Here is a 16,095-nt window from a genome sequence, read left to right on the forward strand (position 1 = left end):
TTTTATGTCACTTTTACCAATCTACAACAGCGTAGTTTTTTAATAACTTTCCTGTAAATATAGTATTGTTTTTTTCGTTTTCATAAATAGGATGTACAATTCTCGCCGCGCCATCTACAGGATCTAATGGCGGAATGTATCCTTTTTGAAATTGTGTTTTACGTAAAGATTCACGTGCGCCCGTAGAAACCCAACCAACATCGACAGCATTCATGTAAATATGATCTTCTTCAAAAGCCATTGCTGAAGTTCGTGTCATCATGTTTAAAGCCGCTTTGGTCATGTTTGTATGTGGATGATACATCGTTTTGTTATTGTAACTAAATTGTCCTTCTGAAGAAGTTACGTTGATAATGTGTTTTCTTTTAAAGGTTGAATTCTTCAATAAAGGCAGCAATTCTTTGATTAAGAAATACGGAGAAATTTGATTGATTAAGTTGACTTCAATTAACTCCTGCATTGAGATTTCTTCCAACGTAGCATTCCAACTATTTTTAGACCGATTGTCAATTGGTTGTCCAAATCGATTGAGTTCTAAAAAGTTTTTTTCTATATGATTTTCCAATAATTTTACATTTGCTACAGGCGTTTCATTCGCGATCAAATGTTTTATTTCTGAAAAATCATTTAGTAATTGTTGTTCTTTTGTAAGTAATGGCGTGTAATATTGATCTGTATATTTTATGGTTTGCGCTGCGTTATTGATGAGAATATCCAGCGTTTCATGGTTGCTTTTGTAATAATGAATGAAGTTTTCAACCGATTTTAAATTTCGTAAATCTAGTCCGTACACCACTAAATTAGCTGCCCAAGATTCATAATCTTCTTCTTGACGAAATTGATCTAATGCATTTGCAGGAAAACGTGTTGTTACCGTCAAATTTGCATTGGAACGTAGCATTTTTAGTGCAGTTGCGTATCCAATTTTTACACGTCCGCCAGTTAAAATGATGTTTCTATTTGAGAAATCGAGATTTTTGAAACGATTTTCATAGTTTATTTCCGCGCAAGACGGACATAACCGATTGTAGAACGAATGTGCAAGTTTGTATGAAGCGTTACAGCAATAACAATTTTTGGGAACATTTAGTTTTGTAAAGGATTGTTGTGCTTTTTTTTCGTCCTGATAAATTGTTGTGTTTTGCAATGCATTTTTAGAAATTTCACTGTTCAAGATAGTTTCTAAATCGGCTATTTTTTTTGTGGAATAACTATCTTTTCGATTCAATTTTTTAGCTTTTTTATGAATCTTCGTAATCAGCGTTCCAAACTGTTTGTTGTCTGGATTCTCCAACGGATTTTCTTTCAGCGCATGCAAAACCTTTAGGCACGTTTCCCATTCTTGTTGCGAAAAATTATAGATCTGTTCATGTTCTGTCATAATCGTAATTTTCAAAAGGTTCTAAAAATCCAATGAGTTCTAAGTTCTCTTTTTTCCAACGAATTCCGTGTCCACTTTCAATACGAATTTCGTATACAATTTCGTGTTTGTAATGTGTAAATATATTCCACCAAGTTTTATGTTTAAGCATATGTTTGATGAGTTTTTGCACGTTTTCTTCTTTTTCTTGCGTATTTCCTTTAATGGTTCCCCAAAAATTATCAGAAGAACGTTGCGCATGTTTTTCCCAAGCACGTACAGCTTTCGAAATTTGATTGTTATACGGTTCAAAACTACTTTTCATCAAGTCCTTCCGTAATGGTGGAATTGCTTGTTCATCTTGTAAACTTGCTGAGGTTAATCGCTGTCCAGATAAAATTAATACATGTGCAAAAGGCGTTTGCTTCAATGCAGTAGCAAACGCCTTTCGCGTGATTACGTTCCATTCAAAATTGTATTTTTTGATGGTATGAAACTGTGTTTTAAAGATTGAAAATACTTCCTGAATATCGGGAATGATTTCTTCTTCAAAATGTGGTTTTCCGTGAATTTTAGTAACATCGTTTCGATACAACGCATACACATTTCGCGAAAGCAAAGACAAATGCTCGTTTTGTAAAAACACGCCATATTGCGCTTTCCAATCTTCCGAAAGGAAATTTTTGATAGAATATGCGATGTCTAATAATGCGTTCACTTTTTTGTTTTATAAAATTCGGTTCTGATGTGAATTAATAATTCGTTAATCGGTTCTAAGTTTGGACGTTCTGGTAAATTAGAATTCATGTACAAAGTTTCCAATGCTGTTTTTAATTCCGTTGCCCAGGTGACCAATTCGTCATATTCAAATTTACCATGTTTTATGTCTAATAAAAATTCGCGATCTGGACGTTTTACATGAATGGTGTTTTCTGTAGCAATTTCTTTCGCCATGCGTAACAAACGAAAGGTATGCATCATGTTTTTGGAATCGTAATTTTTCCCATGTGAAATGGTAGTTTTGTAACGCTCATCATTTCGTTTTTCAACCCAATTCCAGTATTCCTTATATTTTTTACAATAGGAAGAATAACTGTCTTTATTGAAAAATAATAATCCAATTGATTTTTCCCCTTTCGGGATAGAACTCAGTGCTAATTCATTCGCGTTTTCACTTTTCATAATTCCTTTGTAAGGAATATTTTCGTTGTGATATAGATTGCAACAGTCTTTTAAATGCGGAATATTTGTGATGCCACAATGTTTTTGTTTGATGTTTTTTTCAGCTAAAAACGTTTGCAACGGAATTGAAGTTCCATTTTCATAGATATAACAAAAATCCACCACAAATTTGCGTTCTTTTTCCATCGGATTCACGATTTTCTTCTCCAATCCACGCGCTTTTTTGATTTGTGTAAACGCGTAATTTGCAAACGACTTTTCGCATTGTTTGGATAGAAATGTTTCTAGTTTGATTTGATCAAATAGTGGATTTTTTTGTAAGATGCAATCTTCTGAAACATTTAATAATTCAAGAATATTTGGATTATTTTTTGTGCACAACGAGATGAATTTCTGCAATTCATAATATACAGTATCATTTGTTTCATCATTAATCTGATCAATATACTCCAACGAATAATACATCGATTTTGGCAATACAAAAACACCTCGAATATCCGTATCGGAAGTCGGCGTATCTAATCCGTATGCGCGACTTCCGCTGATACATTCAAATATAATATATCCAGATTTTTTGAGTTCTGAAAGTGTCATTGTATTGTTTTTAAAAATAATGCATTAAAATTATCAGGATTTGATTTTGCGTTTTTCAAGTCTTTTCGAACTTCATTGTTTTCAGCAACAATTCGTTTTACCAAATCGATCAAACGGATATCAACAGGTTCATCACTTTTTTCAATATGTTTACTTTTTAGCAGAATTAATTCATCCAAAAGCAAGCAAGAATCTGTATCTAAAAGTGAATACAATTCTTTAAATGCTACTGGCGGAATTGTCTTTTTTTTGTAAATCCAATTGGCACACAACGCAGTTCTAATCGCATAGAAATAACTTTTTAACGTCATTTCACTTGAACCTAGAGTTTCTTCAAAATTTTTATTCATACTATGATAATGAAAGAAGCCCGCAACAGGATTAAAGTTGTCAATTGCAACGGCTTTCATTTCTTCTAAGAACGTTCCAGAACTTCGGTACACAATAGGAGAGAAGAGCCAACCGAGCAAAGATGCATTCGATTTTGAAAGCAATTTTAGTGCTTTTCGAATGTCCCAACCTGAACCGTCCAATTCGTCTTCCGTGATAAATTGAATTGTATCTTTTTGTTCCCAAAGATTCAAATACCACTCGGTCTTGTGTTTGTACACAAAGCGGATGTCATAATCGGAATCTGGCGAAGCAAAGCCCCAAGCTCTGCTTCCTGATTCGACAGCGAATAAGATTTCGATATTTTTATCGTGTTCTATTTCGTTGAGTTTTTCTAAGATTCTTGTTTCCATTGTTTTTTTCTTTGACTTTTCCAGTTTCGTTTTGGAATTGTACAATTGATTGTTTCATAACCGTGCGGAAAGCACCAGCTGCAACCTGATTCTTCACCTAAATAAATTCTAGAAATTTTTGTTCCAGATATTTTTTTAGGAAAATCGATTAGTTCATGATCAGTAAGACCAAAAGCCTTTTTGAAGCGATTAAATCTTTTCATTTTGTTTTAAGTTATTTGTTAAATACTTAAAACAGTGAACCTTTTTTAGTTTGCATGATTATAAAATTTATTTTTTCATTTCTGAGAACAAAGATGAAATATAACTACGCAATTTTTTTACGTAGTAAATTCTTTCTACATTAAAATTATATTTAATTCATATTGTGTTGTTCGTTTTCTTTGCTCGCCCAAAGAAAAGAACCAAAAGAAAGGGCGCTTTTCCAGAGGTATTTTTAATTTTTCTTTTAGAGAAAAATTAAAACCGCATGAGTTTTTCTAATTTTTCTCCAAGGCTTCAAAAAATTTTAACGCAGATCTATTACTATTCTGCATAAAAGATTTTCTCACTGTTGTTTAATTAATGTTGTCACTTTCCACTACATTTTTCTGTGGAATTTCTACATCTACAATATGTCTTACCATATTGCACCAAGAGTTTGAATTGTCTAAAATCCAGGCATCTGAACTGATGGAAATGTTTCCGCTTTCAGCAATTAATTTATCAGGATTGTTATCTAAACTAATTTCCCAATTGTAATTGTGTTCGTCTGCAATTTCTCGTAATATTGTTTTTAAACGACCACTATTGGAAACCGGTTTGTCAAATATCCAGATTGCTTTTTTGATTTTATGTTTTTGCAAGAAATCAGCAATTAAATGAATGGCTTTGTCTGTTTGTTTTACTTTTTTGTAGGTTCCGTGAACACTTGATAAATCGCGATAGCAACCATCTAATCCTTTGAATAGAAACGCACCAGATAAGGCACTTTCTAGCATAATTAATACATTGAAACCATCTAGCATGACTTCTTTTTGAGCCAATTGATTTGGTTGTAAACAGCGTTCTGCACGTTTTGTGAGTTTGCCAGAAGCTTCACTCATTCCTTGTACAGCGCGTTGTTGACGATTGTTGAGTTTGTAACGATTTCCAACTAATTGTAATGATGATTTTTCAGAGAATCCTCTACTTAGTAAATACGATTGATCTTTAATGGCTTCTCGCATTTTGGATTGCATTTTTGGATCGCCGAATAAACGATCGTCACTTCCTTCTTTTCCTCTGCTTCGTGTTGCCATGATGCGTTATTTTTTCTTTTTGATCTTCAAAAACATTACTCCAGTAGAGATTAAGAGTCCTATTCCAATTAATAGCGTAAAAAAGCCATAATATCTGGTGTTGTTTTCATTGCTTAGAATTACAATGCTGTATGTAGTGAGTATGATTCCAATGATTAATGTTGGAAGTAGTTTTTTCTTCATCACTTTTTTGGAAGCGACTTCAGAAGCTTTCATTATCTCTTTGATTTCATGATCTGTAAAACCATTTTCTTTCAGGAAACGTTTTACTTTCGATTTAGATTCTAAGTTCGCAAGTTCATTGATAGCTTGATTAATTATTACTTCTCTTTGCTTACTTTTGATCGGTTCTTTATGTTTGATTATCTGTAAAGAAGTTTGCAAAAAATCAGTCCATTTTTGATGCTGTTTGTAGAGATTGTATTTTTCGACAACTGCACGTGCACATTTTTTTATATTGAAATATACATCTTCTTCTTTCGTTTTTACCAAATCATCTTTTATGTATGATAATTCTTCTTTTAGTTTGTGAAAGTCATATACAATGTGATATTTATTTTCACTGTCAATATATGTTTTAGCTAAACTTGTTGCGTAACTAAAAGCAATTTTTTGGTCTGTTGTTGAAACGATATTGATACAATCTTGGTAAATTTTGAGACTTATCAATTCTTCTTTCGTTGTGTATTTTGAGATGACTTCAATTAACCTTTTTTTATAGTCTTGCTCATTGTAATTTACAAGAGTTAAATCGTGCAATAATGAATCTGAATCTACTCCATATACATCAACCAATACTTGAATGTCTTTTTCAAAATCTACTTTAGTTATGTTGTCAAAAAGTAATTTGTAAACTTTGTTTTTCAGATTTTTTTGATTCATTATTGTATGATTTAAGATTTTATTTTGATTCTCTTGGGAATTATTAAATAGTATCAATTAAGATATATAAACTTTCTAGTTTTAAATTTAACTCTTCTGAGAATTCATGATTTTCTTCCCAAAAAATACGTTCTAAACTATTTTTCACTTTTTCTTTTAAAGTATCACGTTCTAACCAAGATAGAAACTCTTTACTATTGTTTTCATTAAAGAAAGCATTCGTTTTTAGCATATCATAACTTCCGTATGATACATCTATTAAATGTGATAGGCTTTTCGGAGAAAAATTGTCTTCCCATTTTTGTAATAAGCTATTTTTATCTACTGGAAAATCATATAAACACAAATATATTCCTCCAATATCTTCATTAAAAGGCAGTTCTTTATTTGTTAGACAATATATCCAATAGTTAGTTACAAATCTTTCGAAGAAATCAATTTCTACGTTATTCCAACTTTCTTTAGGAAGCATTTTTATACGTTGAAAAAATAATTCAGTCGAATGATGTATTTCTTCTTCATTTATGAATAGCGACAACATTACAGGCAAGAAATGCTTCAATTCATAACTTGTTTCTAATGTGTAACCACTTTTTGCCGTATTGTTATATTCGTATATGTCTTTACATACCAGATTTTCCCTGTTTTCATTCATCAATCGGATACTTTGTGCTTCAGACATGCAACATGTAAGACAAGCATCAAGAGTTGACAAAGGATTTTGTGCAGGGAAAATAGAATATGCTTCTTTTATTAAGTCTTGAAATTTAGAATTCATTATTGTAATACTTATGCTCTTTTATATGGTAGTTTTTCTAAACTTTTAATCGAACTCTCAATCAATTTATAAAAACTATACGGATTGTTGTTCCTTTTGACTAATTGCTTGAAAGCTTTATCAAGATTTTTATAAATTAAATTTTTACCATCAATTTTCACCAAACTAGGAAGTGATGTTTTGACACAATCTTTACTCAAATAATCACCAAAATCATTTTTTAACTTTCCATCTGTTATTTTGATACACGCAATAGGTTTGTCATGCTTTTTAAAATAATTGTCAAAGTCAAATTTGTTATGATCTGCATATAGTAAAAATATGTGACATCATTGATTTCTATTTTGTCGTTTAATGTAAGTTCTTTAAACATGTCTTTATATAACGATATGATTATATAAAATGGACCTACAATTACACAAATTAATATACCTAGTGGCACTATAAATATAGTAAAATCAATGATGTTACATATTTTTTTAATCAGTTTCATTTCCGATTTCTCTTTCTACGTTTCCAAGGTGCATTTTTACTTACATCACCAGCCATAATACAACCATACGGCATGACTTCATCAATAACTTCACCCAAACCAAATTCGTCCATTTGGTTACGAACCGTTTCCGCATTTTTATAAGCTGAAGGCAACTCGGTAATGTCAATTTCATTGGAAAAGAAACGCGCATCAATTCCTTTTGTTTCTTCTTTAAAGATTTCTTGAATCGTTCCGTTTTTACTTTTTCTATGTTGCGTTCTGCTGATATTTCTTCCTGCTCCATGTGGCGCAAAACCTAAGTTAGATTTGGTTGTATTTCCTTCTACAATTAATACAGGTTCAGACATGTTTAATGGAATTAATCGCGGTCCAGTAATATCGGGCATAAACTTTTTATCCAACGGCGTTGCACCTTTTGCATGGTAGAATAAATCTCCATCTTTGAATACGAAGTTATGTTCGTTCCAGTATCTATCTTCTTTTTCAATTCCTAACGTTGACAAGGTTGCATCGTGAATTACTTCGTGGTTTTTCTTTGTCCATTTACGAACAATTTGCAAAGCTTCCCAATAGTTTTGTCCTTCTTCTGTGTTGAAAGGAATCCATGCATTGTATTTTAAGGTTTGTGGCGATAATTCTCTTCTGAATTGTTCCGCTACTTTCATTCCTTTTTTATACAAATTGGCTCCAAAACCTCTACTTCCGTGATGTGTAACCATCATTGTATTTCCTGTTTTTTTAGATGTTCCGACAAATAAGAAATGATTTCCATCACCTTGTGTACCTAAATGTGAACGTGCTGCTGAAATACATCTTTGATCATTTAAGAAATAGTTTGCTTCAATTTCGGCTAATAAATCCATCGGAAATCTAAATTGTGAATTTCTATCTCTTCCGCCAGGACCAAAATGTGTAATGCTATGTGCGGCATCTAAAACGTCTTTAGGATTTGCATTTCCAAAGTCTGTTAACATTACAGAACAACAAATATCGGCACTATGCATTCCTGGATGAATGGCGTTTTTAGCTACAGCAACTCCACCAACAGGAATTACGCCGTTTTGTCCTGTCGGGCACGCATCGGGCATAATTGCGCCGTTAACTAATGTTGGTGTTTTCATTAATGTATTCATTGTATTGATAACATCATTAACGTTCTTTTCTTCAACTTCATTTTCGGCTTCTATATTGATGGCAAATGCAACTGGAGTTGAATGTAATTCTAGTTCAGGATCAGATTTAAACTGTTCTAAATACGCAAGCATTTCATCTTGTGACAATTGATTTTCATTAATATGTACAATTGCTTCCTTAAACCATTTTTTAGGTTTGAAACCTAAATTGATTAATGTATTTCCGTTAATTTGAATGTGTTCTTTCATGATTTCTTTTTTAATAAACTCCGCTGACTTCACTATTCAGCTGAGTGTTGCTACAATGTCATTTAGTATATGAAATGACGTATTTATGATTCCGATACAAATATTTTACAGTACTACGCAATTATTTTGCGCAGTTAAATTTTGTATCTGTTTTTTTGTGTTGATTTGTGTCAATAAAAATTAAAAAGGTGGTTTGCGTTAGGGATAGAGTGATGTGTTTGAGCTCTTCTATAAAAGTGGATTCCTGCTTACGCAGGAATGACAGTTTTTAGAAAGCGAGTAGCGAAAGCCCGACCCTCGTGGGAACGCCCAAAATAATATAAGATAGTTAATTTTGTAATTGAAGAATGTCTATGACATTGGTAATATTGCTATTACTTTACCATATACATTTTTTGTCCATCCGTTAATTCTTCCGCGATTGTTTCCAATTTGTAAACCGCGTTTTTCGTTTTTGCCTTTCACTAAATGTGTACATACATTTCCGCGAACTTTACAAAAAACGATATCACCAACTTCACAATCTTCCCAAGAAATAGGTTGCAACTTTACAGGTTGCTTGGATTTTAGAAGTGGTAACATAGAATTACCAGGTTCTTTTGAAATGATGGTTTCGCCATCTAATAGTTTTTGAATTTTCCAATTCATAATGTTTAGTTTTTAAAAGTTATGTGCATCAGTATTGACACACATATCTTTTGGAAACCTATTTCAAAAGAATTTTCAATGAACTCGTATAAAAGAAGCGAAGAACTGCGCAATCTTTTTACGTAGTTTTAAATTTAAAGCAAAAAAAATTAGCCAAGTGGCTAATCAAAATTAAAAATTTATAAAAGTATCTTACTGATTGTTTAAACACCAATGTAAGATTTTTGCGGTGTTGTTAGCATCATCAACGCCTCGGTGATGTTTTCCTTCTAAAGGAATCCTGAGTTGTTTTAATGCGCGTGCCATTCCAATGCCACGTCGCATTCGATTGCAACGTCTAAACTCTTCTTTGACATTGATATGTTGATATCCGAATGGGAAATCGACATTTTTCTGCCTGCATTGTTCGATCACTTTGTTACGGTCATAAGCACCGTAACTTGCCCATGTGTATGCAGACGAATCATACTCGTCAAAAAGTATATCAATCGCATCTTCAAAAGAAACGCCTTCTTGCGCAACCATTTCAGGTGTAATTGATGTAAGTTCTGTGCAAAATCGACTGATTTCGGAATGTTCAGGAATTACGAGAATTCCGCGTTTATTGGAAATTTCCCCAGAAGGAACATCCAATTCGCAAATACCAATTTCGATAATCTCACTGTGATTTCGTTGGTATTCGCCATCTTGTTCCCAGCAAGTAGCTTCTAAATCTACCACTAGGATTTTGTTTGTTGTTTTCATCTTTAAATGATTTTTAATAATTGTTTAATTAATCTCGTTGCATAACAAGATCTAATGTTTGATACTGACAGATGAAAGTCGACGCACAAGTATGTAAAAGAACTTGTGCAAAGAATTAATTTAGCTGCGCAATCTTTTTACGCACTTCATAAATTTTTTCTATTTTCACACCAAATACACAAAACATGGCAATTAATAAAAACGCACTTATTCGTTATAAAACCATTGATAAATGTTTGCAAAATAAGTATCGACAATGGACATTAAACGATTTAATTGAAGCGTGTTCTGATACGTTATATGAATATGAAGGACGTGAAGTGAATGTGAGTAGAAGAACGGTTCAGTTAGATATTCAGATGATGCGCAGTGATAAATTGGGTTACAATGCGCCGATTGTTGTGTACGATCGTAAATTTTATAAATATGAAGATGAAGATTATTCTATTACTGATATTCCGTTGACGGAAAACGACATGAATGTACTGTCGGAAACCGTAGAAATGTTGAAACAGTTTAAAGATTTTTCATTGTTTTCAGAATTAGGCGGCATTATTCAGCGTTTGGAAGATAAAGTATACACTGAAAAAACGCATCAGGCTTCCGTTATTCATTTAGATAAAAACGAAAAATTAAAAGGTTTAGAACACTTAGATTTGTTGTATCAGGCTATTTTGAAGAAAATAGTGTTGCGCCTTACCTATAAATCATTCAAAGCAAGAAGCGCTTCAGAAATTATTTTTCATCCGTTTATTTTGAAAGAATTTAACAATCGTTGGTTTTTGGTTGGTGTTACAGGAAATAAATCACAGATTTCTACTTTTGCCTTAGACAGAATTATTAGTGTAGATTACGATTTAGACATTCCATACAGAAATGAAAACTTTAATGGAGATATATATTATAAAAATACAATTGGTGTTACTGTTTTAGATGAAAAACACATTCAAGAAATTATACTGAAAATTGACAGAAGCAATGCGCCATATGTTGTGACAAAACCTTTTCATGCTACACAAAAAATTATTTCAACAGATAAAGATGGTAGTGTTACTATAAAACTTTTGGTACATATTAATTTTGAATTAGAACGATTAATTCTTGGTTTTGGTGATGCTATTGAAGTTTTAGAGCCTAGAGTATTGCGCAAACGCATTCGAAAAAAACTTGAAGCAGCTGCAATTAAGTATAAAATTTAATTTTTAGTGATTAAATAATTATTTTCTAAAAGCATAAAATAAAGTACTAAAATAGATTTGTGTGCTAGTGAATGTGTTTAGTATATTCTTAGGGATAGAATTCTCTTTATAGTTACAGATTCCTTAATACATACGCATCTTACTAAATATATTAGCACATACAAGAATTTTTCTTAACTTTGATACTTGTTTATAAAAGAACAATTACCAGAAAATTTAACTAATTTATCAAACGAATCAACATGAAAAAAACTACTTTTATTTTTTTACTTTTGACTGCTTTTGCACTGTTTACAAGCAATGTGAATGCACAAGACGGTTATACCTACACTTTACAACATAATGGTGGATATGACTTTACTGTACAGGCAGTGCCAAATGCAAGTGCTAATAACTTTGCAACTTCTGTACAAAGTTATGGTTTTACAGTGATAGTGCCTGATGGTGTTACAATAGTTGTAACATCTTCTTTAGGAGGTGCTGTATCAAGCAATTTTTTCGATGGAAACAATGTGTCACAACCTACTATTGATGGATATTTAATTACAGAAACTTTAGGAAGTCCAGCTTCTTTACCTGCTCCATCTGCTGGAACGAATTCGGATATGGTGAGTTTCACTGTAGATGGAAGTCCTACGGCTGGAACCTTATACATTTTAGAAAATAATTCATCATTGGCTAACGCAGTAACGACTTTAAAAAGTTTTATGCAGGCAGATATGGAAGATGATGGTATGGCAACGTTTTCAAACAAGGTTAATCCGAATGCAGCAGCGGTTACTGCACCGTCTTCGTTTAACTTAGCTACTTTGAGTACGAATGAAGTTGAACTTACAGGAGTAAGTGTTTATCCAAACCCTGTAAAAAATATAGCGATAATATCTGGAGTAACAGATATAGAAGCTGTTGAGGTTACAAATGTTACAGGACAACGTGTATTAAACAATACGACAAACTTGGAAACTATTGACATGAGTGGATTTCCATCAGGAATTTACTTTGCAAAAATAAAAGCAACTTCAGGATCAAAAACAGTAAAGTTGATTAAAGAATAATTGATTTTAAATCAAATTATATTTAAAACGCCATTTGAAAGAATGGTGTTTTTTTGTTGTAGCAATGTTTTAAATAGGTTTTTACGATATTAAAAACAAAAAACCCGATCAAAATTATGATCGGGTTTTTCTGGTGGTGCCTCCAGGAATCGAACCAGGGACACAAGGATTTTCAGTCCTTTGCTCTACCAACTGAGCTAAGGCACCAGCGCTAAATGCGGATGCAAATATAAGCGTTTTTTAAACTTGACAAAACTATTTTGCAAAAAAAACGTTTCTTAAATTAGCGGCGTTGAAAAGATATTATGAATTTAATTGTAGATGCAGGAAATACATTTGTAAAAGTTGCTGTTTTTCAGGAAGATAAATTGTTATCTCATGAAAGCTTCAAAAAAGAAGTGTTTCAAAAAAAAATTGAAAAAATTTTAAAAAAGTTTCCAGAAGTGAATCAAATGATAACTTCATCAGTAACAAAGTTGCGAAAAGAGACCAAAGAATTTTTATCAAAATTAGACATAAAAGTGTTGAAATTGACACATGAAACCAATGTACCTTTTCAAAACAACTATACAACACCTGAAACTTTAGGCGTAGATCGGATTGCATTAATTGTTGCTGCAGTAACTCAATACCCAAAACAAAATGTACTAGTTATTGATGCTGGTACCTGTATTACCTATGATTTTAAAACACATAACGAAATGTATCTTGGCGGAAGCATATCACCAGGAATACAACTTCGATACAAAACATTAAATCTATTAACCGCCAACCTTCCTTTATTAGAACCTAAAATGCCTGAAAATTACATAGGTGACTCAACAGAAAATGCAATTCATTCAGGAGTAACTGTAGGTGTAATAACCGAAATTGACGGGATAATTGAGCATTATAAAGAACAATTTGAACATTTAACAGTTATTTTAACAGGCGGCGACACTAATTTCTTGGCTAAAAGGTTAAAAAATACCATATTTGCGAATTCAAAATTCTTGTTACAAGGATTGAATAATGTTTTAGAATATAATAGATATAATGATTAGAAAGTTTTTAGGATTATCAATTTTGTTGTTTATCTGTCAAGTAAGTATTGCACAGCAAGGAACAGCTTCACCGTATTCATTCTTAGGAATTGGAGACTTGAAGTTTAAGGGGACAACAGAAAATAGAAGTATGGGAGGAATGAGTGTCTATTCAGATAGTCTACATTTAAACTTGCAAAATCCAGCGGCATTTGGAAGTTTACAGTTCACAACATATACATTAGGAGCTAGCTACGGACAGCTAAAGCTAGAAAGTCCATCTGGAACCGATAAAGGCTCATCTACAGCTTTAGATTACTTAGCAGTAGGGTTTCCGTTGAGTAAAAAAATGGGGATTGGATTTGGAATCTTGCCGTTTAGTTCGGTAGGGTACAACTTTGAAGGAATTGGAGAAACAGGAATTACATCCACGCCAAATAAATTTGCACAATATGAAGGCGAAGGCGGATTAAACTCCGTATTCCTTTCATTAGGATACAAAGTCACAAAAAATTTCTCAGTTGGTGCTACGGCAAGTTACAATTTTGGAAATATTAAAAATCAAAACACAGAATTCTTAGGAGAACTCGATGAAGATGGTAACTTTATACGAACACTAAATTATGGAACACGTTCAAAAGACGAGTCTAAATTAAGTGGATTGAGTTATAACTTAGGAGCGTATTATCAAACAAAATTCAACGAAAAATTATCATTAACGACTTCGTTAACATTCTCTCCACAATCAGATATTAAATCAGACAACACACGTGAATTATTAGCGTTAAATTTGTCAGGAACTGGCGGAGAACTTGTAAGTCCTGGTCAATTAGACCAAGTTGATTTAGGAGATAAAGAGACAACAGACTTAACATTGCCTACAAAAACAGCACTTGGTGTTGGTTTGGGAGAAAGAAATAAATGGTTTGCTGGAATAGAGTATACATTTTTAAATAGTAGTAACTTTGGGAATAGTTTAACAACAATAGAAAATGTATCTTACGAAAATTCTTCAAAAGTTTCACTTGGAGGATTTTATGTTCCAAAATATAATTCGTTTACAAGTTACTGGGAAAGAGTGACTTATAGGGCTGGGATTCGGTATGAGCATACAGGAATTACAATTCGAAATGAAGACCTAAATGATTTTGGCATATCTTTTGGAGTAGGATTACCAGTGGGAAGAACAATATCAAATTTGAACCTTGGTGTTGAGTTCGGACAAAGAGGAACAACAAATGCAGGATTAATCAAAGAAAACTATGTCAATTTCCACTTAAGTTTATCATTAAACGATAGATGGTTCATAAAAAGAAAGTATAATTAACCGAATAAAATTAGAGAAATGAAGAATATTTTAACATTATTAGTAACAGGATTGTTCACGATAACAAGCTTCACAACTTTAAATGCTCAAGATTGTAAAACAAAGTTATCCCTATTTGCCGAAAACGCTAAAGCTAAAAATTATGCAGAAGCAGAAACGCAATTAAATGAATTAAGAAAAGAATGTCCAACAATAAGCTCTGCATTGTATGCGTACGGTGAAAGAATTTATAAGCATAAAATAAAAGAAGCTGCTACAGATGCTGCGAAAGCTAAAATTGCAGAAGAATTAATTCAGTTGTACAGAGACAGATTAGCAAACGTACCTGCTAAAACGAAAAAAGGAGACATATTAGGAGATATTGGAAACCTAATGGTTGTGTATAATATTGGTTCTGAAAAAGCACAATATGATGTGTTTGATGAAGCTTTTAAGTCTGACTTAGAAAATTTCAACGCACCAGATGCATTATACAGATACTTCAAATTGTACTATGATATGTACAAAGAAGGACAAGGTGGTTTGCAACTAGAAAATGTTATTGAGAAATTTGAAGAAGTAAACGAAAAGTTTGAATCTGAAAGTGAAAGATTAGCAAAAATCAAAAATGAGTTAATCGCTAAAAAAGATGCTGGAAAAGAATTAACATCAAAAGAAAAAAGAAAAGAAAGAATAGCAGATACAAATGTAAAAGCAATTGCTATATTCTTAGGAAATGTAGAAACGCTGGTAGAAAAAGTATCTACTTGTGAAACATTAATTCCATTATTCAGAAAGAATTTTGATTCTAACAGAGATAATGCACTTTGGTTAAAAAGAGCTGCAGGAAGATTAGATGCTAAAGGATGTGATGAAGATCCACTATTCGTAGAGTTAGTAGAAGCAGTAGATGCGTTAGAACCGTCTGCAAACTCTAAAAGATACTTATCTGGAATTTACGAAAGAAAAGGAAATACAGCAAAAGCTGAAGAATACTTAACGCAATCATTAAGTATGGAAACTGACCCAATTAGAAAAGGAAAGTTATTATACAAAATTGCTGACAAGGCTAAGAAAAAAGGTCAAAAGTCAAAAGCTAGAAAATATTACTTAGATGCTGTTCAGAATAATCCATCTTTAGGAAGTGCATACTTAAAAATAGCACAACTTTACGCTTCAAGTGTAAACCAATGTGGTAATGATGAATTTACAAAAAGAGCTGGATACTGGAAAGCTGCTGAAATGGCAAGAAAAGCTGGTCAAGTAGATCCATCTTTAAGAAGTATTGCTTCAAGAACTGTAGACTCATACATGAAATCAGCTCCAAGTAAATCAGATATCTTTAGCAAAGGATACAAAGGAGGAGAATCAGTTCCATTAAACTGTTGGATTGGTGGAAGCGTAAGAGTTCCAAGTTTATAACA

16 protein-coding genes and 1 tRNA gene are annotated in these 16,095 nt (G+C 32.5%); 5 read left to right on the forward strand and 12 right to left on the reverse strand.

The window, feature by feature from the left end; genetic code table 11:
* Positions 1 to 13: 13 nt before the first annotated feature.
* The 11 genes from ACQ654_RS17490 to ACQ654_RS17540 form a co-directional block, all read right to left on the reverse strand.
* The gene (locus ACQ654_RS17490) at positions 14 to 1,381 is read right to left on the reverse strand and encodes an SDR family oxidoreductase (protein ID WP_430411636.1); all 1,368 of its coding nucleotides are present in this window, start codon (positions 1,379 to 1,381) and stop codon (positions 14 to 16) included.
* Positions 1,368 to 2,078, reverse strand: a complete 711-nt coding sequence (locus ACQ654_RS17495) for a hypothetical protein (protein WP_430411637.1) — start codon at positions 2,076 to 2,078, stop codon at positions 1,368 to 1,370. The genes ACQ654_RS17490 and ACQ654_RS17495 overlap by 14 nt, the downstream gene beginning before the upstream one ends.
* On the reverse strand, positions 2,075 to 3,136 hold the full coding sequence (locus tag ACQ654_RS17500; protein ID WP_430411638.1) for a nucleotidyltransferase domain-containing protein: 1,062 nt from the start codon (positions 3,134 to 3,136) through the stop codon (positions 2,075 to 2,077). The genes ACQ654_RS17495 and ACQ654_RS17500 overlap by 4 nt, the downstream gene beginning before the upstream one ends.
* Positions 3,133 to 3,879: a nucleotidyltransferase domain-containing protein gene (locus ACQ654_RS17505; RefSeq protein ID WP_430411639.1), complete on the reverse strand. Its 747-nt coding sequence runs from the start codon at positions 3,877 to 3,879 to the stop codon at positions 3,133 to 3,135. Before ACQ654_RS17505 ends, ACQ654_RS17500 begins: the two co-directional genes overlap by 4 nt.
* Positions 3,861 to 4,082: a phosphate ABC transporter substrate-binding protein gene (locus ACQ654_RS17510; RefSeq protein ID WP_430411640.1), complete on the reverse strand. Its 222-nt coding sequence runs from the start codon at positions 4,080 to 4,082 to the stop codon at positions 3,861 to 3,863. Before ACQ654_RS17510 ends, ACQ654_RS17505 begins: the two co-directional genes overlap by 19 nt.
* A gap of 354 nt (positions 4,083 to 4,436) precedes the next feature.
* On the reverse strand, positions 4,437 to 5,159 hold the full coding sequence (locus ACQ654_RS17515; protein WP_430411641.1) for a DUF434 domain-containing protein: 723 nt from the start codon (positions 5,157 to 5,159) through the stop codon (positions 4,437 to 4,439).
* A 6-nt stretch (positions 5,160 to 5,165) separates the two neighbouring features.
* On the reverse strand, positions 5,166 to 6,041 hold the full coding sequence (locus ACQ654_RS17520; RefSeq protein ID WP_430411642.1) for a hypothetical protein: 876 nt from the start codon (positions 6,039 to 6,041) through the stop codon (positions 5,166 to 5,168).
* A gap of 43 nt (positions 6,042 to 6,084) precedes the next feature.
* Positions 6,085 to 6,819 carry a hypothetical protein gene (locus ACQ654_RS17525; RefSeq protein ID WP_430411643.1) on the reverse strand — a complete coding sequence of 245 codons (735 nt, stop codon included), beginning with the start codon at positions 6,817 to 6,819 and terminating at the stop codon, positions 6,085 to 6,087.
* A gap of 489 nt (positions 6,820 to 7,308) precedes the next feature.
* Complete coding sequence (locus ACQ654_RS17530; protein WP_430411644.1) at positions 7,309 to 8,697, reverse strand: RtcB family protein; 1,389 nt, start codon at positions 8,695 to 8,697, stop codon at positions 7,309 to 7,311.
* A 351-nt stretch (positions 8,698 to 9,048) separates the two neighbouring features.
* Complete coding sequence (locus ACQ654_RS17535; RefSeq protein ID WP_430411645.1) at positions 9,049 to 9,345, reverse strand: hypothetical protein; 297 nt, start codon at positions 9,343 to 9,345, stop codon at positions 9,049 to 9,051.
* A 192-nt stretch (positions 9,346 to 9,537) separates the two neighbouring features.
* Positions 9,538 to 10,089, reverse strand: coding sequence for an exonuclease domain-containing protein (locus ACQ654_RS17540; protein WP_430411646.1), 552 nt, complete (start codon positions 10,087 to 10,089; stop codon positions 9,538 to 9,540).
* Between the two features lie 185 nt (positions 10,090 to 10,274).
* Between ACQ654_RS17540 and ACQ654_RS17545 the strand changes: the two genes are divergently transcribed.
* Positions 10,275 to 11,288: a helix-turn-helix transcriptional regulator gene (locus ACQ654_RS17545; protein ID WP_430411647.1), complete on the forward strand. Its 1,014-nt coding sequence runs from the start codon at positions 10,275 to 10,277 to the stop codon at positions 11,286 to 11,288.
* 242 nt (positions 11,289 to 11,530) lie between these two features.
* A complete protein-coding gene (locus ACQ654_RS17550) occupies positions 11,531 to 12,343 on the forward strand; it encodes a T9SS type A sorting domain-containing protein (protein WP_430411648.1) in 813 nt (270 codons plus the stop codon).
* Between the two features lie 131 nt (positions 12,344 to 12,474).
* Here ACQ654_RS17550 and ACQ654_RS17555 read toward each other — a convergent pair.
* A tRNA-Phe gene (locus tag ACQ654_RS17555) sits at positions 12,475 to 12,550 on the reverse strand.
* A gap of 98 nt (positions 12,551 to 12,648) precedes the next feature.
* Between ACQ654_RS17555 and ACQ654_RS17560 the strand changes: the two genes are divergently transcribed.
* From ACQ654_RS17560 to ACQ654_RS17570, 3 genes are read left to right on the forward strand one after another with little or no spacing between them, the layout of a single operon-like run.
* Positions 12,649 to 13,386 (forward strand): type III pantothenate kinase, encoded by a 738-nt coding sequence (locus ACQ654_RS17560; RefSeq protein WP_430411649.1) that lies wholly within the window; start codon positions 12,649 to 12,651, stop codon positions 13,384 to 13,386.
* Positions 13,379 to 14,692 (forward strand): hypothetical protein, encoded by a 1,314-nt coding sequence (locus ACQ654_RS17565; RefSeq protein WP_430411650.1) that lies wholly within the window; start codon positions 13,379 to 13,381, stop codon positions 14,690 to 14,692. The genes ACQ654_RS17560 and ACQ654_RS17565 overlap by 8 nt, the downstream gene beginning before the upstream one ends.
* An 18-nt stretch (positions 14,693 to 14,710) precedes the next feature.
* Entirely contained in the window at positions 14,711 to 16,093 is a 1,383-nt protein-coding gene (locus ACQ654_RS17570) for a hypothetical protein (RefSeq protein ID WP_430411651.1), read from the forward strand.
* The last annotated feature ends 2 nt before the right edge of the window (positions 16,094 to 16,095 follow it).

The sequence above is a fragment of the Kordia sp. genome (assembly GCF_965283645.1).
In the GTDB taxonomy this organism is placed as follows: Bacteria; Bacteroidota; Bacteroidia; order Flavobacteriales; family Flavobacteriaceae; genus Kordia.